Source organism: Algoriphagus yeomjeoni (assembly GCF_003259505.1).
Classification (GTDB): domain Bacteria; phylum Bacteroidota; class Bacteroidia; order Cytophagales; family Cyclobacteriaceae; genus Algoriphagus; species Algoriphagus yeomjeoni.
This window is the reverse complement of the sequence record NZ_QLLK01000002.1, coordinates 71,387-90,616: the sequence shown is the minus strand read 5'-3', so window position 1 is coordinate 90,616 and position 19,230 is coordinate 71,387. Positions and strand designations below refer to the sequence as shown.

Here is a 19,230-nt window from a genome sequence, read left to right as displayed (position 1 = left end):
CTCTAAAAAGTGATAGTAAGAGCTATAATCGATTAATGTTGGATAACCTTTAAGATTGAAGAATAGAGACTAATTTATTGAATTATTATCTTTAAAGATATAGAAAAAATAACCGCTATTGCTGTTATAATAAGTTATATACCATTTTAGAACGATAACCCAAACAAAGAAAATAGAATGAAAATTTTCGACATAAGCATTAAAAATTTCAGAGGAATTAGAGTCTTAACAAATTTAAGAGTGGGCGAAATAAGCTCTTTTGTTGGCAAAAACGACTCTGGTAAGTCTAATATACTAAAGGCTCTTGATGCATTTTTTAATGATAAATTTAGTATCAACGACATTTTCAAAGGAATTCAAAGTGACGAGAAAACAGAAATTTCAATAAGATTTGAAACTCAAAATCAAATTAATCCATTAGCATTAGACTCTGATGGCAAAATACATCTCATTAAAACCTTTTCGTTTAATAACGCTGGTAAGATAGTAAAAGAACTTTTCTACGTTTGTAATGATATTAGTAGTGATGATATCAATAATTGTTGGGGGGTTAAAGAATCAGATATTAATGGTTTTTTAATGACATTAAATGTTAAATTTTCAAAGTCAGGGCGTGGTGTTACCAATTTGTCAAAAATTGAATTAATTGACACAAATACTCAAAGTTTAGGACGAGCTGAAAAAAAATATATTGCGGATGAATATATTAAAAACATTCAAAAGCAATATGATTTTATTGAAATGCCCGAATATTCATTATTTGACGCAGAACAGGATTTAAATGTTGGTTCAACTTCTTTTCAATCACAATTTAAACCAATTGCGACACAATCACTTCAAAATAATTCAGCATTAACCTCTCAAATTGAAACTAATGTTCAAGAAGATTTAGAAACAGAGTTTGGATTGATTGCTGATTTAATGAAGAAAAACGTTCCTAATTTAGAGAAAATCAAACCCAATGTGGCTTGTAATTGGGGGAATTTAGTAAAGTTCGACTTATCATTAAAATTTGCATCTGATACGTTTGAAATTCCAATTGCAAATAAGGGAACTGGATTCAAAAGACTTTTAATGGTTGCATATTTTGAATATCTTGCTCAAAAAACAACTAAAAAATATCAAATTTTTGGAATAGAAGAGCCTGAAACATTTTTACATCCAGAACTACAAAATGACTTATTAGAATCAATAATATTGCTTTCAGAGAACAGTCAATTTTTTATAACTACACACTCTCCAGTTTTTGCTGGAGCCACCAGAGATTCAAATATTGTTGTTGTTAAAAAAACAAATGAAATATCCGATTACTTTAATTTTGAAAATGAAGCAGATATTTTGAACGTTGTGATTAAGGAACTCGGGATAAGACCAAACTATAACTTACTTAACGATAATTACAGGAAAGCAGTATTTGTTGAAGGCAGTGGTGATGTTAAGTTTTGGGAACTAGCAATTACTAAGATTGATGGGAGTTTACCAACAGATATTTTATTCATACCGTGTGGTGGTGACCAAGTAGAATTTTTCGTAAATGCGGAACTATGTAGAAAAATTAATAGACGTTTTATTTTTATTTTAGACTCAGATAAAGGTGCAGTCGATTACGACTCTAAACTTGATAATAAAGCTTTATTAATTGCAAAGGTTCTAGAATTGGGTGGCGAATTTGATGTTTTAAGAAAAAGAGAAATTGAAAACTATTATTCCAAACCAGCAATACAAAGACTTCTTGGAGATTATGTTTTACCAGCAGAATTTGAGATTCAAGACTATTCGGACATAAAAGAGGAGATTAAAACACACATTCTAACCCCTTCTGGACAAAATTTTAAAGCCAAAAATAACTTTGAAATCTTTGACGAAATGACAAAAGAAGAATGGATAAGTTGTGCGACTGTAGTAGAAGATGGAAAAACAGACATAGAAGTAATAATTGAAAAAATACTTAACGAATAAAAAAATGGCATATAATAACTTGCTTGATAAAATAGAGAATGTTGTTGATGAAAAAAATACAAAAAATAGAAGTTGACTTAAATAGCAACGGATGGAATAAATTACTAAACTAAATATTTCAAAGGTAACAAGCAGTAATATTAAATTTATAATTACTTAATAATAAAATAAATGATAAACTATAAAGAAGAACTTATAACTAAAATTGAAACTATAGAAGACAAAGTGAAACAACTAATATCAGGATATAAGCACTTTGATACAACTAAAGGGATATATGAAATAATTGAAATTCAAAATTCAAAAGTTAAAGAAATGTATACGGAAGACAAAATTCATAACGTGTTCTCTTCTAATGGATGTAAATTTTCAGGAATTGTTACTGTTCGTGCTTTCGCATATCCCCCAAATTCAGATAAAAGTGGTTATACATCACATTGCTTTAAAATTAATTTTAAACCAGTGGTAGTAAAGTTTGATTTTGAAACAGAAAGTTTTAATATTGAGGCTCCTATAGATATTGACTATATAACATTGGAAGATACTTGGATGTGCTAAATAGCATTAGTTAGATTACATGCTATATTTGCAATTTCTAAAAAAAATATGCTGTAAGTGATTTTCAAGGAGGTTGAGGTCAAGAAAGCCAATTATAAATTGATAAAATATTAGGATTAAGTTATAACCTACGACTAGATTGGGTTTATATACTTCAATTGTCGAAAGGTACTATTTTTCATAGATCAAAGACAGTTCACTAATAATTTTTATTAGATATTATTTATCTTCAATAAAGGCTTAATAACAAATAATATGGCAATGGATCAAAGTGAATTTATTAGAAAAATTATAGCAAAGATTGATAAGTGTTCTTGGTTTTTGGGTGCGGGATTCTCGGTTAGTGCAAACCTACCAACTGCTAACCAAATTATCTGGGATTTGAAGAAAAAATACTACTGCTCTGAAGAAAATCAGGATATTCATGATACAGATATTCAAATTCAACAAATACGTAAAAAAATACAAGAATTTTGTGATTCAAAGGGTTTTCCCAAAGAATATGATGATAGGGAATACTCTTTCTATTTTGATCTTTTGTTCGGCGATAATGAAGAGGAACAAAGACAATATTTGGTGGAAGCCCTAAATTCGGGTAAGATCACTCTATCAATTGGTCATAGAATTTTAGCATCGTTGATGTATGCAGGAATATCTAAAGTTGTCTACACTACCAACTTTGATAAGGTTCTTGAAAATGCCTATTCCTACATTTCCAATAAAGATCTAGCGTCATATCACTTAGAAGGTGCAAATGCATGCAAAGGAGCACTTAACAATGACGAATTTCCACTATATGCAAAGGTGCACGGAGATTTTCAATATAAAAAACTTGCAAACTTAGCGGAGCACCTTGTTGAAGCTGATGAGGAGATAAGAAAATGCTTTCTGTCTTCTGCTTCTCGATTTGGCTTAATTGTAGCTGGCTATAGTGGTCGGGATAAAAGTATCATGGATCTTTTAAATGAGTCTTTGAGTGCTACCAACGCTTTTCCTCAAGGCTTGTACTGGACAACTTTAAAAAATTCTAAGGTTCACACAAAGGTGCTCGAATTGATTCAATCAGCTAAGTCAAAAGGAATTGAGGCAGACATTGTGGAAGTTGATAATTTCGATTCTCTAATGACGAGATTGTGGAGAAATTTACCTTCCAAACCAACTCAGTTAGTAGAAAAAGTTGAGAGGATTTCAGAAAGAATAGTAAATATTCCAATTCCTAAACCCTCAAAAAATGGTCAATTAATTAGGTTTAATTCGGTTCCTATTACAGATATCCCTACAGAATGTTTTAAGATTGAAGCTGAACCAAAGTTAGACTGGGAGGTAGTAAAAGATCTTCGAAAATTAGCCAAGGATAAAGCTATTTTGTGGATTGATGAAAATGTTTATGCATGGGGGAATTTAGATACAATTAAATCTGCTATACCTGGTTTTAAGAAAATAGAAACAACTGACATTGCAATAGAAATAAGTGATCTGAATAATCACAAATCTCTTCAATCGGCTCTTGAGGAATTGATTTGCGGATCGCTCTGTCAACGTGAGGAATTGTTAGCGAGAAAACATACAATCATTATTGGTAAAGAGCACTTTACTTCTGAAAAATTAAAAAGTTTAAAATCTGCTGTTGGTCAAATGGGTGGATATTTTCCCAAGGTTAAGGTTGTAAATAGCGTGGGATTAGAAGAAAGTATTACACCGATCTGGTCTTATTGTTTGAACGTAAGAATTAAGCAAATTGACGAAAATTATATTTTAATTCTTAGTCCTGATATATGGATATCACCTCAAAGAACAAGGAGAAATTATGTTGATTTTTTAAGACAGAAAAGATCAGGATTAAAGAATGACAAACTGGACCAGCTCCTATCGGCATGGATAGAAACAATATTTATAGAAGTAGGTAATGGTAATACTGTTTCATTAAAACCGTATTTGGCGACTGGCTCTAATGGGTCAAATAACATAAGAACTACTAATAGAACCTCTTATTCACGCAAAACCAAATAATGATGAATGATGCTCAATTTTCAGAACCAATCAATATTACAAATTTATCTGCTTTAGGTGGTTATAGTGAATTACCCGAACCTGAATTAATATTTGCAAATGGAAAAATAGACAGACATCCTTTAAAGGGACTAATTGAAAACGGTCCTTACAGTCAATCAATTGGTTATTTAGATGAAATAAAAATTGCCTTTATCACCGCAAATGGTCATGGGGCCAAATTAACTCAGATATTCAAGGAACTCAGAAGTACTGCTAAAGCTGTTGAAGCAACTAATTATTATCCAGACTATCCCGGATTTTCTGCTGTGTATAAAACTCCAATTTTAATAGCTGATAAGGAGAAGTTGGCAATCGAGTTATCTTCTGATTTAGATCAATATGCAAAAAATGGCGACTATTTAGGGCTTGCAAAAGCCTTGTTAGGAGAAATTGCCAAATTACAAAATCTGAGAAGTTCTTTTCATGTTTTATATCTATATCTGCCGAAGGAATGGGATGAATGTTTTATTAATGAAGGGTTTGATTTGCATGATTATCTAAAAGCTTATTGTGCTCCTATTGGAATTCCCATTCAAATTCTAACTGAATTTTCAATCTCCAGAAAATGCAGAGCTAATGTAATGTGGGGAATAAGTTTAGCTACGTATTCCAAAGCAGGAGGTGTTCCTTGGAAGCTTAACAATCTTGCAATAGATGAAGCATTTATAGGAATAAGTTATGCGATCAAGCAACATGAATCTGGAAATGAATATTGTACATGTTGTAGTCAGCTTTTCGAACCGGACGGCACCGGATTTGAGTTTGTGGCTTTTGACACAAAACCAAAATTCACCGATCTCAGGAAAAACCCTTACTTATCAAGGGAAGACATGCAATCCATACTCACTAAGAGTTTACAGATTTACCAGAGGAATCATTTTGGGAAGACGCCAAAGAAAATAACAATTCATAAGAACACTCATTTCACGGAAGAGGAAATTCTTGGAGCACTCGATAGCTTTAATGACGGAACTGAAATAGAACTCGTTCAAATCGTAGAAAAGTCTCCATTTATCGGTATTAAGTATAAGGACATGAAGCCTGATTCATTTCCAGTAATCAGGGGTTGCTATCTACCTATTAGTTCAAATGAAGCCTTATTATGGACGCAAGGTTTAGTACCAAGAATTAGTTTAGATAACCCAAATTACGGAGTATATAAAGACTTTGCATTGAAAAAAACGCCCACACCAATTCTATTGAGGAGGTTTAGCGGTAGCGGGGGATGGCATGATACATGTTCAGGTATTCTGGGATTAACCAAAATGGATTGGAATAATAATACACTTCATAAAAAAATCCCTGTCACACTTGATTACTCGAGTCGCTTTGCTCAAATCGTAAAGCAGAATCCGAACTTGATTGATGCAGAGTATAATATTCGGTATTTTATGTAATTTAAATTAGTTTAAAAAAGGATTTTAAATTGATTCACCACGTTTAAGGATTTTCAAAATTTATCTCATAATCTATTTCCAAAATTTCCATTGGATGTACACCATAAGCCTTTGCTAGTTCAATGATTGTTGTGAAACGAACATCTACACCATTTTCATATTTTTTGATATCTGCGTGGTCCAAGCTGCACCTTTGAGCCAATTGCCTGTAGCTCAATCCGCTTGAGACTTTTAGCTCTTTCAATTTTTCTGCGAGTTGTTTGATTAATTTTTCTTTTTCCGCCAATTCCTTAAAAATTTGATATGTGGAATTGAAATTCATTGAAATTAATGTAAAAAGTGTTGGTTAAATATCCAACATATATAACCTTTCACTATATTAGCCTAGGATTTCAAAAGTTGAAACCTAATATTTGTGGAATATCTGGTTCCATAGTATTCGCACTTGAGTCTCGAAACTGAAAACGGCCAATTTTCGAAAGTAGAAATGAGACAAAGGTGAGAATGCTCACGCCATTGGCGTGGGCTACTCGCTTGCTCATTTCTAAGGTGCTTGGCCGTACCTCAGTTTCTGCAAGAAGGAGAGTCCACTCCAATGGCTTTTTTTCTTGGGACTATCGTTATAACCCAAGTATCATGGAACAGACCTTAATTTTTTCTGGATTAACAAGCTTCCCGGGAAGGAATTTCTGGAAAGGGGAGAGGACTGCTTTTTACCTTGGGACACATTGCTCATTACCTATCTATTGTAGATTATTACCAGTGGAGCACGGCATCGCCGCGGTAGATCGCCTGTATCCCCTGAAGCCTAAGAATCCGATTTAAGGTTTCGTTTTTTATCGCCGATTAAGGGGAGGTGCACATCCCTGAGCAGATCGGTTACTACACACTCAGGTCAGCAAGCTCACAGTAGCCGGTAGCGCTGACACATTTCTTATTATTAATTATTGCTGGACTATCGGTAGAAGGTAGGGTGGGAAGGGTATGTCTTGTGGGAAGTAGCTAGTATCAAGTAGCTAGATACTAGAGCCAAGAACCTAGAATCAAGAGCCAAGAAGTTAGATTCAAGATGCAGAAGTTCGTGATTCTACTTTCATCTTTCTGACTTTCCTTCTGGCCACTGCGACTGCCTACTGCGACTGATGACTGGAACCGCTTCGATTTCGAGACTCTCGTCTCTCAAGTGCTCAGCGTGACACAACATCGGTCATCCGACATCGGACAACTGTCTTCCGTCTTCGTTCTTCCGTCTTCCAGCTTAAAACCTAAAAGCAATGAAAAAAACATTACTCATCTGCTTACTGGGATACCTATGCGTACCCACAAGCACATCCACAGCACAAGTTGCGGATTCACCCCCAGGCACTGATTTGGTTTATCAGTCTGGATTCCCAGGGCAGGAGGGCGAGAGTCCTTCTGCCTACTTGGATACCTTGACGATCGGTGATCAGATTCCTTCTGGCATTGAGTTTTCCGAAGTCTTGCAGTTTGATTCGGATAAGCTCCGCCTGGATGATTACCGGGGCAAGTATGTCATCTTGGAGTTTTGGGCGCCCACCTGTACAGCCAGTATTGCCTCCCTTCCTCAGCTAGATGCCATACAAAGAAAATATGGGGATAGGATTGCAGTGATTCCTGTCTCAGTATTCGAAGAGGAAAGGGTGTCCCTGCTGCTCGAAAATTACAAATCTCTACAGAATCTTACCTTGCCTTTGGTAGTGAATTCAAAGCGCTTATTGGCATATTTTCCACATTTTGTAATTCCGCACCTGATAGTTTTGGACCCCGATGGAAAGATCCTTGCAATCACAGGAATGGAAGATCTGACCGAATCCAACCTCAATACCTTATTGGCTACAGGGGTTTCCCCATTCAGAATTAAGACAGATAAAAAGATCAGAATAGGTTCCAAAACCAAACTGATCGCTGAAACTCCTGAAATACAGCATAAGAATATATGGTTTCAATCAGCCTTTACTGGCTATATCCCCGATCTGAGAGGTTCCCTGACACAAGATTACTCCAGCATGTCACATATTAGGCTAATCAATATGCCACTGATCAACCATTTTCAGTTGGCCTATTCGGAGCGGGATCTGGTGGACTATTTTGGAAGGAACAGGATGGAGCTGCTCGGGTTTGAGGAAGAGGAACTTTGGACTGATGGTAGGGGGATGGATTATGTGGACTGGATGGCTAAAGGCGACCATGTATTTGGCTACGAGCTGATAGCTCCATTATCGATGAATCCCTACGTATTGATGCGCGAGGATTTGAAGCGGTTTTTACCCCATATCCAAGCTTCTGTGGTATCAAAGAAAAAGAAGGTATATGCACTTGTAAAGCAACAGGAAGGAGACTTTCCAAAAGCTGAGGAAGAAGAAAAGTCTTATAAAATGCTTTCAGTCGGGGTGTCCATGACCAACTACCCCCTCCAGGGTTTTGTCTACCATCTCAATACATATTTCCTGGCTACTAGTGAGTATCCCATAATCAACTTGACAGGAATTGATTATCCGATCGATCTAACCTTGGTCGCCAATCTTTCTGATGTGGAAAGTCTTCGTACCGCCCTCCGGCAGAATGGCTTGGACCTGAAAGAGCAATATGCAGAAATACCTGTCCTGGTACTTGAAAAAATCTCACCACCTAAACTGTTGATGCCATGAGAAACTTTTTATTTGTATACCTTCTATTTTCCTTTGGGTTAGGCCATGGGCTTTTTGCGCAGGCAAATGTAAAACAACAAGGTCAGGTGATAGATGCTGAATCTGGGTCACCTTTGGCGGGAGCATTGATTTCATTTTCACCGGGAAACTATAGGGTCATAGCTGATGAAGAAGGAGAATTTACCGTGGAATTGCCTGAAGGTACCTATGAAATAGAGGTGCAGTTCCTGGGATATGAAAGCAATACTACCTCTGTAGGAATTCCAGCATCAGCTAAGCTGATTATTAATCTTGAATCTTCAGGAATTGGGCTTGACGAAGTCCAGGTTTTGGCGACAGGATACCAGCAAATCCCCAAAAGCAGAGCAACGGGATCATTTGTGAATTTGGATGAGGAATTGATCGACAGAAGGGTGAGCACCAATATAATTGATCGATTGGAGGATGTTACATCCGGCCTTATCATCAACAGAACAGGTGATGTGGGCAGGGACCCTCTTTCGATCAGAGGGCGAAGTACCTTGGGTAGATTTTCCCAGCCCTTGATCGTCATTGATAATTTCCCTTTTGACGGTAGGTTGGAGGATATCAACCCAAATGATGTTTCCAGTATCACAGTGCTTAGAGATGCTGCGGCAGCATCTATTTGGGGTGCCAGAGCAGGAAATGGGGTCATTGTGATTACCACCAAGTCAGGTGTTAGTAACAGACCGTTTCAGGTTAGCATCACAGGCAATGCCAACTGGATTGAAAAACCTGACCCTTTCCTTGCACCTGCCATGTCAGTCAATGATTTTATCGACGTGGAGCAGCAATTGTTTGCTTCAGGTTTTTACGATTTTTCCTTGACTTCTATTACCAATCCTGTACTGACCCCAGTGATTGAAACTCTAGCTGCTCAGCGAAGCGGGCACATCACTGACTCAGATGCTACTGACCTAATTGAGGGGTATAGGAATAATGACCTACGAAGAGATTTGGATAGGTATCTCTTTCGCCCACAGCTCAACCAGCAATACAATGTGGCTATGTCTGGTGGGAGCAAAACCCATACATACCGGATTGCATTGGGCTATGATGGACTCCAGTTGCCGGTAGTGGGAAATTCCCAAGACAGGTTTACGCTTCAATTGAAGCATGACCTCCGGTTACTTGATGGAAAACTGGGTTTTCAGGGAGCATTTTATGGTACACTAAATCAAAGCCTTGACCAAAATGCCGGGCCCGATGACCTCTTTTTCTCTTCCGGTTTACAAATGTATCCTTATGCACAATTGGCTGATGAATTTGGCAACCCACTTCCAGTAAATCGGGGATACAGCGGTGGATTGAAAGCTAAAGCAAAGGAAGAAGGGCTGTTGGATTGGAGCTACTATCCCTTAAATGAACTAGGCAGATCTCCTTCCATGATGAGCAACAATGACTGGAGAATTAATTTGGGGTCTGACTACGAGCTCATTTCCGGACTCAGGATTCAAATGCTTTATCAGTTTTGGAAAAACAGTTCCGTCAATCAGACCCAGTATGGATCGGATAGTTACTTTACAAGAGAGCTGGTTAATTTGTATACCCAAGTTGATGATAACGGAAACAAATCCTATCCTATTCCGGAAGGTGGGATACTGGATAGATCCAACCGTCTCTCTTCCAGCCATTCTGGGAGGTTTCAGCTGAACTACGAAAAATCATGGTCTGAAAAGTTTGAACTAAATGCCTTGGGAGGTGTCGAAGTGAAAGCCTTGGATTGGGAATCAGTAAGCAGAAGGTTATATGGATACGATGAAGAGCGTGCTACCACAGTTCCGGTAGATCATGTAAACAGATACCCACAATATTATCTTCCTGCCCTCACCAATACGGTTCCCGGTGGCGAAAGTATCTCCGCTGGGGCAGACAGGTTTTATTCCATATTTGGTAATGCATCACTGAAGTATAAAAACAGATACCTAGTTACAATCAGTGCCAGAAAAGATGCCTCAAACCTATTTGGAGTCGCAGCGAATCAAAGAGCAGTTCCACTTTGGTCATCAGGAATAGGATGGACAATAAGTGAGGAGGATTTTTATGGTTCTGGGGCGATTCCCTATCTGAAACTTCGGGCTAGCTATGGGTATAATGGAAATGTGGATAGAAGCTTGACAGCCTTCACTACGGCCAGGTTGCTACCGCAGAGCAGTCTGACCCAGCTTCCCTATGCCAATATTCTAAACCCACCAAATAAGGACCTGAGATGGGAGCGGATTAAGATTGTCAATCTTGGAATCGATCTGGAATCCAGAAACAGTAGGATTTCCAGTACTCTTGAATTTTATAGTAAGCAGGGCTTGGATTTGATCGGCCAGACACCTTTTGCCCCAAGTTCGGGGGTACAGACGTTTACAGGGAATACGGCATCCACCCTTACCAAGGGATTTGATCTGGAAATCAATACGAAGAATATTCAGGGAATATTTTCATGGAATTCTACTTTTCTACTTTCAGGCCTGAAAGAAGAGGTGACTTCCTTCGAGATAGAACCTGCGGTAAGCAGCTTGTTGAATTATTCCCTGGCAGGCTTGGGAGGAACCTATTTCCCTTTGGTTGGAAAGCCATTATTTGGGGTTTACAGTTTGCCATGGGAAGGACTGAACCCTGATACAGGGGCCCCACTGGGGAATTTGGATGGAGAGAAATCCGAAGATTACGCTTCCTTGGTGAATGGGGCAAGCCTGGAAAGCATCCTGTACCATGGACCAGCCCGGCCCACAACCTTTGGTGCATTTAGAAATACGATTTCTTACAAGGGCTTCAGTCTTTCTGCGAATTTAAGTTACCGGTTTGGATATTATTTTCGAAGAGCTTCAGTGAACTATGTTTCCATTCTGGAAGGAAGGGGAGGTCATTCAGATTTTTCTTTGAGATGGCAGAATCCTGGAGACGAATTGCTTACCCAGGTGCCATCCATGCCTGCTTTTCGCAATCCCTTGAGAGACACCTTTTATAGGGTTAGTTCAGAACTGGTCGAAAAAGGAGATCACATTAGATTACAGGATATCCGAATAGGCTACCTGGCTCAAAAATCCACTAAAGGACTCATGGCAGGAATTAGTAGGGCAGAGTTTTATCTCTATGTAAATAACCTTGGTCTGCTATGGTCAGCCAGTGACTCTAGGTTGGATCCAGATTTTGGATGGGCCACACCTAGGCGGAGTCTCGCCTTAGGGTTGCACTTGGAGTTCTGATAAGTTAACAAATTCATGGGCAGCCAGTGGCTTTCTTCATAAGGGCAGAGAGGGGTGGTTTCCTCCATAATTAATACAGCTGGTTGAAGGACAGAGGTTATACTTCTGTCCGCCCATTTATCTTAATAAATAGAATTTTAAGTTGGGCCAGGCTTCCGGAAACAGTCTGGAGGAAGGTAGAAACCCATTAGGATGACAATTTATCAGGTTTCTCCTGATAATTGGGGGACGACGGAAAGCTATTTAAAACTATAAACACATGAAATCGAGCCTGCCTGAGGCTGACAGGCATGAGGAGAACTACACACTGAGGGATGATTTTCATTGTGAGATTCCATATGACCTTTAAAAGACAAATTATATACATATGAAATCGAACATGAAGAGAACCACACACTGAGGGATGATTTTCATTGTGAGATTCCATATGACCTTTAAATGACAAATTATATACATATGAAATCGAACATGAGGAGAACCACACACTGAGAGATGATTTTCATTGTGAGATTCCATATGACCTTTAAAAAACAAATTATATACATATGAAATCGAACGTGAGGATAATCACACACTGAGGGATGATTTTCATTGTGAGATTCCATATGACCTTTAAAAGACAAATTATATACATATGAAATGCCCATGAGAATGGCTTCGCACACAGGGAAATGATTACCTAGGGCATTCCATGTGGCATATGAAAATCAAATTATAAACACATGAAAAACATAATAAGCAGAATTGTAATATCAGGAAGTTTAATGGCAGGACTTTTAGCCTGTGATGGGTTTCTTGATGAAAAACCAGATAATAGTGTCGTGGTGGTATCCACCATCAAGGATGTCAGAAGTCTGTTGGATAATTCGTCAGTATTTAACCGCCAAGGAAATTTAGTGAGTAGGGCCTCAGATGAATTTGAGACATCGGAAAAAATACTAGCCAATCTCTTCGTTGCCGAAAGGAGAAGTTATTTATGGCTGGATGATCCATATCAGGGTGAAATGGTGAGTGATTGGGTATTTCCCTACGAGCAGGTATTCTATGCAAATGTAGCGTTGGACGCATTAAATAAGATAGGTAACATAGCCAGTGAAGAACATCAACAGCTGAGAGGTGAGGCTTTGTTTCATCGTTCTTATGCCTATTTCAATCTACTTCAGCAATTTGCGCCAGCCTACAGGCTGGATGGAAATAACGGTGGTTTAAAAGGGATTATACTTAAAAACAATGCAGATATCAATGAACCGGCAGTGAGGTCTAGTTTAGACCAGTCTTATAAGCAGGTTAAAAATGATCTATTGGAAGCTGTGGATTTGCTTCCGGTTTCATCCTTATATAAAACCAGACCTGATAAAGCTGCTGCTTTGGGTTTATTGTCAAGACTCAATTTAGTCACGGCTAATTATGGAGAGGCAGGAGAAGCAGCTAGTGAAGCACTTATGATCTATAAAAATAGGATGGATTTTAATGAAATTGATGTGGAAGCCAGGTTTCCATTTCCTCAATTTAATGATGAAATGGTTTTTTATTCCTTGCTTCGATCCAGTGTTTTTAACATTTCAAATGAGGTTTTTATTTCCGAGGATATTCAGAATCAATTAAAGGAAGGAGATTTAAGAAGAATGGCATTTTTCAATGAAGCTGATAGTGGACGGTTAATATATACTGGTAAGTTCTCAGGGAACACGGCTTTTTTTGGAGGGATAAGTGTTGGGGAATTGGAGTTAACAGCTGCTGAAGCCTTTGCCAGAACTGGCAACTCTGAGAAATCACAACTTTTCTTAAATGCTCTTTTGGCTAGGAGATTTACACCAGACCACTTTGAAGAAATCAAGGAAACAGGTCAGAAACTATTGACTATTATAATTAACCAGAGAAAACTTGAGTTAATAGGTCGGGGAATTCGTTGGTTTGACTTGAGAAGGCTAAATCAGGAACCAGAACATGCCACAGTTTTTACTAGAGGAGAGAATCAAGTTGAAATTCTACCCAATTCTCCCAAATATGTATTTCCAATACCTGATTTGGAAGTGCAGCGGACAGGGATTGAACAAAATGAACGATAGTTTAAAAAAAGTCCCAAGTGTCATTGACACTTGGGACAATTAAACTATGAAACTATGATTTTATGGAATCGCCATGTATGTTCCAGGTTCTACCTCGATCTTCACACCGGTAGAAGGATCGTCATTTAGAAAGGTAACAGCACATTCAAGACCACCTTCATCACAAAGGTAGTTAGTCTCTTCTATCTCACCTGTAATTTCCCGATACCCATTAGGGGCATTTGAATCAGGAGTCCAGACCTTAGAAGTAGGCTTTTCCATACTGATAGCAGGTGCATTAAATGCAAAAGCGGCAAACGCTGCCAGCACAAAAGCAAACAGCGGTAATCTTTTTACTAAATTTTTCATCGTTACGTCCTGTTTTTTAACAGATCAAAAACAGGGAAAACGTTTAGGATTGTCCATCAAGAACACTTGCTCATGGCAGACATGGTTAAAATACCTACTATATTAGAGGGTTTTCGGTTTCTCCCTTTTAGGAACTCACCAGTGTAGACCCGCCTCGAACTCAGGTCTTCTCGAGGAGTAAGTTCCCATCTTATTTTTTGCAGCCCATTCTTGCAAGGTTTCGGGCTGTGGGGGCGGTTTACAGCAGCCGCCCCTTTTTTTACCTTTAGGGTTTATAAAACCCCGAAGGTTTTTATCTTTTTTCTGCCGCCGTTCGTCTCTCCATTTAGCGCAGGTCTCTTGATCTGTGCTTTGGATGCTGCAGACTTCTGACTGCTTTTAACTTCCGGCTGTCCTGCTTCTCCAGAAGCAGGACAGCATCCCCATCTGTTTTCCATCTTGCTGGCACTAGGTTTTCGTCTCCGAATGATGCTTGTTGGCCAGCGCTGGTTCAACTATTAATCATGCAACCCCAGGGCCTGGCCTGCCCGCCGTGGCGGGGCTACCAATCTGACATGCCTACGGCATTGCCTCGTTTTCCGTCCCGTGGTCTGTGTCTTTACAGACTATTTTCTCATATGGATTCGTTTTCACTCCTCGGCACAAACATCCGTATCCCATTATGATCTTGGGCCGAGGAAAATGGCCTTTTGATCCTTTTTACCATGGGTTAAGCCTTTGGCTCACCCATGGCTATTAATGGTTTCACCCCTTCAGGGTGATTCTCTCAATGTCTACCAACCCATGATTTTTGGTATTAAACCTCCAACCTCCAACTTCCAACCTCCGTCTTCTGTCTTTGAAATTTCAGCTTTCTCACTTCATCTTTTAGCTTTCATTTCTGCCCACTGCGACTGGATACTGCGACTCCCATCTCAACCCCCAAACTCCCAATCCAATACACACCACATTAAGAACAAAATGCTCCGCCCAGCCCATACTCTCCAGTATCCCCGCACAGTTGCACGGCACCCTCGGAAAAGCTCCCACCCAAATCAGTCCCACATAGGTTGTGAATACTGTCAGCAATAAGATGCTTCCCAGATATCCCCACCATCGGGTTACTGAAAAGAGTAGGAGGAGGGCAAGCAGCAACTCAGTTATTGGTATGGCAAAAGCCAGAATCTCCGCCAGTTCCGCAGGGAAGGTCTGGTTCAGAAATGCTTTTCTGCTAGCGCTGAACTGGATCAGTTTATCAAGTCCAGTATAGGTCCAGAGGAAAATTAATATGGTGCTCAATATTCTGTTCATAATCGTAGTATGGTGCTTATCACTTTATTCATTATCGAATCATCATAGTTAGCATTGACTTAGTCCCTCTCCTAAATGCCTGCCCTGCAGTGTTGCAGGGAGACCGTCCCGAGAGCAAAGCGATTAGGAAGAAGGTTAGGATGAGGTAGCCCATAGGAGAATAAGTAGTGTGCTCAATATTCTGTGAATAATCATCGTATGGTACATTTCACTTTTTACTTAATCATTCCCAAACCTATATGGTCTTGAGAAGAAATAAATAGGTGTTTTTTCCTACCTGGTAAAATAAAAACTATTAATAAGGAAATATTTCCTCTTTTTTATGCTGTAAAATGAATAGACTAAAAAATACCTATTGCAAATGTTAAATACTTATATTTAAATTAACAGTGTAGTTTTTTCTACCAGGCTTTTGCAAGAGGCCTATTTTACATTCTCCAGTCAATCAAAATTTTTTAAAGCAAGATAAAATGGAAACTTATTTAAACAGGATGAAAGAGGACTATGATCAACTGGTCCCAGAACTTTCACTCGATTATCAAAAGTTGAAGCTCTACATGTATCTCCGGAAGGGCAAGAAAGGAATGGTCCTTAAAGAATCCAATGCAGTAGAGTTATGCAGCAGATACATATGCGAGGGATATATGGGGCTTATGAAGGCAATGGAAGAAGGAGAGGTTCTGAAGGAAATTTTTAAGGAATCAGATGTGGCTTTTGACTTCAAATCCTACTGGAAAGGGAAAAAGACAAAGTCCTATCTCCTTTGCTTAACGGATGTGGTTTATTTCGAAGTAAGTAAGAAATCTGAATCTGACCTAATCAGGAATTTCCCTGAATTTACCAGACTGGGTTTAGCCATAAACCATAGACTCTTGGAAAGGCTCTCAAGACGCTCTTCGATAAAAGGAATGGGGATTCATAAAGGCTACAGGAAATTCCTTCAGATTTTTCCGGGTATCGATCAGATTATTTCTCAGAATAAAATAGCCAGCTATTTTGGATGCACAGCGAGGACAGTCAGATCAGTTCAAAGGGAATTTAGAGACTGGGAATCATGAAGAAGTACATACTTCCAGTGTCAATCAATACTGCTACCCCTCTTTTAGAAGAGAAAACCTATAGCTGGTTGTGGGAATCAGGATTGGTTTCCAGTGAATCCAGGTTAAAGAGGATGCAAGACCAGAAAATCATGTGGTTTGCGGGCTACCTATTTCCGGAAATTGACCCTGTTAAATTAGAATTAATCACCAGGTTTTTTTGCTGTTTGTTTCTCTTTGATGATTTGTTGGATGAAGTAGCACCCAAGGAAGCGATGTACTTGCTAGATGCTTTGGCAGTTGATACTTCTGAATTATCTGAATGCACAAGCCTAAGCAGCACCAAGGTACTTATTGATCAGTTGGGAAATCTGATTCTTTCGATCTCTCTATCAGGAAGTGAGCATTGGCAAGCAGGATTCTACGCAAGCTGGAGGGATTACCTAAAGGCCCAGCAATGGGAAGTTGATAACAGGAAACTAGGTCAGGCTCCTTCTCTGCCTGAATACAAAGAAATGAGGCTTTTCAGCTCGGGAGTATATCTCGCACTTCATTTACTGAAAGTGGATGGATCCAACCTGGATTGTTCTATTAGTTGGATTGAGCAGAAGGTAGGTAGAATAATCTGCCTTTCTAACGATCTCAGATCTATGGAAAAGGAAAGAAAAGATCAGGATTTTCATAATGAGTTACTGCTTTTACAAGTGCAGACAGGCTGTAGTGATTCCATGATTTATGGCTATGCCAACACACAGCTTGAAGGCTTATTTGATCAGTTGTTTAAACTCCTAGACATGATAAAAAAAAAAGAAGGCTATTCTGAAACTTGGGTGAATGAATTACTTCTGCTATTAGGTGGCTGTATGTATTGGTCAGATCAGGATACGGCAAGGTATGGTAAATCTGTAAATGGAATAAGTAAATTTTAATAAGAAATGGAGGTGAATCATGAGCAAAAAACGCTGTGTCATATACCCCAAAGATGTGCAGATTATCACAGGGAGAAGTGAACGTTACGGACATTCCCTACTTGGTAAAATCAAGGTTGTGAATGGAAAAGAGCCTTACCAATTCGTCACCCTACATGAGTTTGCCGAATTCTCAGGAATACCCATCAGTCAGATCGAGAGTTATATTTACTGAAATCATGGCTAGGCGTAATTCTATCTCAGCAGAAGGTCTTCCAGCGTGTCGCCTGATATCCTGTAGTTGTGCTAACTAGAAAATAGTAGCCAAAGGGTGCTTTCTTTCGACTTTGCATCGGCTTTTCATCGACTCAGAGACTACTTTTCTTCAGGGCCATGTAAAAGAAAACCCTATCCAAAGCAAACCTAATGAGGGACAACTGGAAGGAAATGCTTTCCTCTGATAACTAAAGCGTACTAATTTTTATAACATCAATGCAAGCAGAGAAGCATTTTCCGGGGGTTGATCTGAATGAAGATGGAAGACGGGAGACGTAAGGCGGCAGAGGGGAGAAGAAGACGGAAGACAAAGTCGAAGTGGTCTTTTATTTGGAGTTTCAATCATATTGCTCTGGGCGATTTATTTTATATGTATATCCCCAATTGCGCCAGTAAAAGGTAAAAATCGACTTGAAGTATGGGTAACACTGGCTACTTCGGTCACCCGTCATCCCCGCCTGTAGTTCGGGCAGGGGTCTTCCAGCCTGATAAGCAAAGAAAAAGAGGTCACTGAAATCATTGTGGATAATCAGATTAAATAAAAACGACTAAATACAAACTATCTATTGAACTTTATTCAAAACTTCATTCGCTATGGCAATCATCAATACTAATATACTGGGGAAGATCTCAGGCAAGCTGGGAAATACAGTGATTTATGAGCGGAATGGAAAGACCATTATCAAGAGTCTTCCCGCTAAGAGCAGCAAAACCCCGACTGCGAAACAGCTCTATCACCGGGCGGCATTTAAGAGAGGGCAACAATTCCTCGTTCCTATAAGAGCAGAGTTGGAGCAGGGATTTGCCAAAAGGTATGCTGGACAAAGTCAAGGCTTCAGCAGAGCGCTTTCAGTGCTGCTGAAAACAGGTGTCCTCAATGAAAATGGAGTTCCGGTGCTCTATCCGGAGAAAGTCAAGATTTCTGAAGGCGATGTATTGGGAATAGACGGGGCCGAGGCGCTGTGGGTAGGTGATAATATGCTCGAGATCACCTGGTATCCCAATGCCTTTATGGGGTATGGCAAGGATGCCGACCGCCTCTTTGTTGTAGCCTATGATCCTGAAAGCGGACGCAAATGGGCTAATACTGAAGGTAACTACCGGAAGTCGGGTTCCCAGCAGATCCAATTCCCTTGGTTGTCTGATCTACAGGGAAAATTTTATGTATATGTCTCCTTCTTCTCTGAGTCCTATGGTAGAAGACAGTTTTCGGATTCTGTATGTCTGGGCAGGGTGTGAGGTGAATCCCCGTTGTCCCTTCCCCGTAGTTCTTCTCCTCTTCGTGTTGCCCCATCTCGTCTAAGTCTCATAACTAGACCAGATAAAATGCAGTCTTCAGACTGCCAACAGATAACCACCCCCGCAGGTCCTTGCGTTTCCATCTTGCTGGCACATGGCCTTCGTCTCTGAAAGACGACTATGGGCCAGCGCTGTTGAATTAATTTA

The 19,230-nt window shown here is 39.3% G+C and carries 16 protein-coding genes; 12 read left to right on the top strand and 4 right to left on the bottom strand.

What is annotated here, in order from left to right; translation table 11 throughout:
* Positions 1 to 177 precede the first annotated feature (177 nt).
* From LV83_RS03680 to LV83_RS03665, 4 genes are all read left to right on the top strand, one after another.
* Entirely contained in the window at positions 178 to 1,959 is a 1,782-nt protein-coding gene (locus tag LV83_RS03680; RefSeq protein WP_111610189.1) for an ATP-dependent nuclease, read from the top strand.
* Between the two features lie 171 nt (positions 1,960 to 2,130).
* A complete protein-coding gene (locus LV83_RS03675; protein ID WP_111610188.1) occupies positions 2,131 to 2,517 on the top strand; it encodes a P-loop NTPase family protein in 387 nt (128 codons plus the stop codon).
* Between the two features lie 255 nt (positions 2,518 to 2,772).
* Entirely contained in the window at positions 2,773 to 4,527 is a 1,755-nt protein-coding gene (locus tag LV83_RS03670) for an SIR2 family protein (protein WP_111610187.1), read from the top strand.
* A gap of 2 nt (positions 4,528 to 4,529) precedes the next feature.
* Positions 4,530 to 5,966: an argonaute/piwi family protein gene (locus LV83_RS03665; protein WP_111610516.1), complete on the top strand. Its 1,437-nt coding sequence runs from the start codon at positions 4,530 to 4,532 to the stop codon at positions 5,964 to 5,966.
* Between the two features lie 43 nt (positions 5,967 to 6,009).
* Here the strand turns inward: LV83_RS03665 and LV83_RS03660 are convergent, their stop codons facing one another.
* On the bottom strand, positions 6,010 to 6,252 hold the full coding sequence (locus tag LV83_RS03660) for a helix-turn-helix domain-containing protein (protein WP_158530496.1): 243 nt from the start codon (positions 6,250 to 6,252) through the stop codon (positions 6,010 to 6,012).
* Positions 6,253 to 6,602: 350 nt separating this feature from the next.
* Between LV83_RS03660 and LV83_RS21280 the strand changes: the two genes are divergently transcribed.
* The 4 genes from LV83_RS21280 to LV83_RS03640 all read left to right on the top strand — a co-directional run bounded on the left by LV83_RS21280 (position 6,603) and on the right by LV83_RS03640 (position 13,925).
* Positions 6,603 to 6,791: a hypothetical protein gene (locus LV83_RS21280; RefSeq protein WP_146613683.1), complete on the top strand. Its 189-nt coding sequence runs from the start codon at positions 6,603 to 6,605 to the stop codon at positions 6,789 to 6,791.
* 449 nt (positions 6,792 to 7,240) lie between these two features.
* Positions 7,241 to 8,635, top strand: a complete 1,395-nt coding sequence (locus LV83_RS03650) for a TlpA family protein disulfide reductase (protein WP_111610184.1) — start codon at positions 7,241 to 7,243, stop codon at positions 8,633 to 8,635.
* Positions 8,632 to 11,856, top strand: coding sequence for a SusC/RagA family TonB-linked outer membrane protein (locus LV83_RS03645; protein WP_111610183.1), 3,225 nt, complete (start codon positions 8,632 to 8,634; stop codon positions 11,854 to 11,856). Before LV83_RS03650 ends, LV83_RS03645 begins: the two co-directional genes overlap by 4 nt.
* Positions 11,857 to 12,578: 722 nt before the next feature.
* Entirely contained in the window at positions 12,579 to 13,925 is a 1,347-nt protein-coding gene (locus LV83_RS03640) for a RagB/SusD family nutrient uptake outer membrane protein (protein WP_111610182.1), read from the top strand.
* Between the two features lie 60 nt (positions 13,926 to 13,985).
* Here LV83_RS03640 and LV83_RS03635 read toward each other — a convergent pair whose 3' ends face one another.
* The 3 genes from LV83_RS03635 to LV83_RS03630 form a co-directional block, all read right to left on the bottom strand.
* Positions 13,986 to 14,273: a DUF6520 family protein gene (locus LV83_RS03635; protein WP_111610181.1), complete on the bottom strand. Its 288-nt coding sequence runs from the start codon at positions 14,271 to 14,273 to the stop codon at positions 13,986 to 13,988.
* A gap of 272 nt (positions 14,274 to 14,545) precedes the next feature.
* The gene (locus tag LV83_RS21350) at positions 14,546 to 14,710 is read right to left on the bottom strand and encodes a hypothetical protein (protein ID WP_158530494.1); all 165 of its coding nucleotides are present in this window, start codon (positions 14,708 to 14,710) and stop codon (positions 14,546 to 14,548) included.
* Positions 14,711 to 15,140: 430 nt separating this feature from the next.
* Positions 15,141 to 15,563 carry a MauE/DoxX family redox-associated membrane protein gene (locus tag LV83_RS03630; protein WP_111610180.1) on the bottom strand — a complete coding sequence of 141 codons (423 nt, stop codon included), beginning with the start codon at positions 15,561 to 15,563 and terminating at the stop codon, positions 15,141 to 15,143.
* A gap of 470 nt (positions 15,564 to 16,033) precedes the next feature.
* Here LV83_RS03630 and LV83_RS03625 point away from each other — a divergent pair, with 470 nt between their 5' ends.
* From LV83_RS03625 to LV83_RS03610, 4 genes are all read left to right on the top strand, one after another.
* Complete coding sequence (locus tag LV83_RS03625) at positions 16,034 to 16,621, top strand: cyclic nucleotide-binding domain-containing protein (protein WP_146613682.1); 588 nt, start codon at positions 16,034 to 16,036, stop codon at positions 16,619 to 16,621.
* Positions 16,618 to 17,529, top strand: a complete 912-nt coding sequence (locus tag LV83_RS03620; protein WP_111610178.1) for a terpene synthase family protein — start codon at positions 16,618 to 16,620, stop codon at positions 17,527 to 17,529. The genes LV83_RS03625 and LV83_RS03620 overlap by 4 nt, the downstream gene beginning before the upstream one ends.
* Before the next feature lie 19 nt (positions 17,530 to 17,548).
* Positions 17,549 to 17,743, top strand: coding sequence for a hypothetical protein (locus LV83_RS03615; RefSeq protein WP_111610177.1), 195 nt, complete (start codon positions 17,549 to 17,551; stop codon positions 17,741 to 17,743).
* 635 nt (positions 17,744 to 18,378) lie between these two features.
* A complete protein-coding gene (locus tag LV83_RS03610; RefSeq protein WP_111610176.1) occupies positions 18,379 to 19,023 on the top strand; it encodes a DUF6266 family protein in 645 nt (214 codons plus the stop codon).
* Positions 19,024 to 19,230 lie beyond the last annotated feature (207 nt).

Excerpts from the sequence above, each read along its gene's own strand:
- LV83_RS21280 (WP_146613683.1), top strand. The coding sequence starts at position 6,603 with ATGGAACAGACCTTAATTTTTTCTGGATTAACAAGCTTCCCGGGAAGG.
- LV83_RS03680 (WP_111610189.1), top strand. The coding sequence starts at position 178 with ATGAAAATTTTCGACATAAGCATTAAAAATTTCAGAGGAATTAGAGTC.
- LV83_RS03635 (WP_111610181.1), bottom strand. The coding sequence starts at position 14,273 with ATGAAAAATTTAGTAAAAAGATTACCGCTGTTTGCTTTTGTGCTGGCA.
- LV83_RS03620 (WP_111610178.1), top strand. The coding sequence starts at position 16,618 with ATGAAGAAGTACATACTTCCAGTGTCAATCAATACTGCTACCCCTCTT.
- LV83_RS03665 (WP_111610516.1), top strand. The coding sequence starts at position 4,530 with ATGAATGATGCTCAATTTTCAGAACCAATCAATATTACAAATTTATCT.
- LV83_RS21350 (WP_158530494.1), bottom strand. The coding sequence starts at position 14,710 with ATGGAAAACAGATGGGGATGCTGTCCTGCTTCTGGAGAAGCAGGACAG.
- LV83_RS03645 (WP_111610183.1), top strand. The coding sequence starts at position 8,632 with ATGAGAAACTTTTTATTTGTATACCTTCTATTTTCCTTTGGGTTAGGC.
- LV83_RS03640 (WP_111610182.1), top strand. The coding sequence starts at position 12,579 with ATGAAAAACATAATAAGCAGAATTGTAATATCAGGAAGTTTAATGGCA.
- LV83_RS03615 (WP_111610177.1), top strand. The coding sequence starts at position 17,549 with ATGAGCAAAAAACGCTGTGTCATATACCCCAAAGATGTGCAGATTATC.
- LV83_RS03675 (WP_111610188.1), top strand. The coding sequence starts at position 2,131 with ATGATAAACTATAAAGAAGAACTTATAACTAAAATTGAAACTATAGAA.
- LV83_RS03670 (WP_111610187.1), top strand. The coding sequence starts at position 2,773 with ATGGCAATGGATCAAAGTGAATTTATTAGAAAAATTATAGCAAAGATT.
- LV83_RS03610 (WP_111610176.1), top strand. The coding sequence starts at position 18,379 with ATGGCAATCATCAATACTAATATACTGGGGAAGATCTCAGGCAAGCTG.
- LV83_RS03625 (WP_146613682.1), top strand. The coding sequence starts at position 16,034 with ATGGAAACTTATTTAAACAGGATGAAAGAGGACTATGATCAACTGGTC.
- LV83_RS03630 (WP_111610180.1), bottom strand. The coding sequence starts at position 15,563 with ATGAACAGAATATTGAGCACCATATTAATTTTCCTCTGGACCTATACT.
- LV83_RS03650 (WP_111610184.1), top strand. The coding sequence starts at position 7,241 with ATGAAAAAAACATTACTCATCTGCTTACTGGGATACCTATGCGTACCC.